This is a genomic window from Mesorhizobium sp. M4B.F.Ca.ET.089.01.1.1, assembly GCF_004022605.1.
In the GTDB taxonomy this organism is placed as follows: domain Bacteria; phylum Pseudomonadota; class Alphaproteobacteria; order Rhizobiales; family Rhizobiaceae; genus Mesorhizobium; species Mesorhizobium abyssinicae.
Map to the genome: position 1 here is coordinate 1 of NZ_RZOS01001243.1, position 567 is coordinate 567.

Annotated in this window: 1 protein-coding gene; it reads right to left on the minus strand. The window is 61.7% G+C overall.

What is annotated here, in order from left to right:
- Nucleotides 1–546: extracellular solute-binding protein (locus EN780_RS36970; protein ID WP_245500267.1), on the minus strand; the 546-nt coding region annotated here is incomplete at its 3' end.
- Nucleotides 547–567 lie beyond the last annotated feature (21 nt).

Genomic DNA, 567 nt, shown 5'->3' on the forward strand with positions numbered 1-567 from the left:
CGGCGGATGGACGAGCTGGCCAGCAAGGGCACCCTTGAGCGCCACCTGCTTGGAGGTGGCCCACGGGATGAACAGCCAGGCCGTGCCCTTCTTTTCGGAAGCCGCGTTCATGGCGAGAGCCCAGATCCAGATGTTAGAATCGAAGCTCGTGGCGCTCGGTGCGTGCAGCGGCGGAGCGAAGGCGATCTTGCCGGATGCCGGCTTCCCCGCAACATCGTTCCAGAAGCCGAACATATTTGAGTCGATCGCCATCGCGGTGCGGCCGGACGAGATGCCGTCCACGAACTCGTACCAGTTATCATTGGCGAAGGAAGGAGCCGCGCACTTCTTGATCATGTCCACGTAATCCTTGTGGAACGCGATCGATTCCGGCGAAGCCAGTCCCGTGTCGAGCTTGCCGTCCGTGACGACAAAATCGTGGACACCGTAGGAGCGGGCGATCGAGACTGCGGCGGTGTGGATACTGCTCCAGAAACGCACGCCTCGCACCCCCAACGGCGTGATGGAAGGATCGGCGGCTTTGAGTTGTTCGCACGCCTTTGCCATTTCCGGCGGAGACGTCGGAAC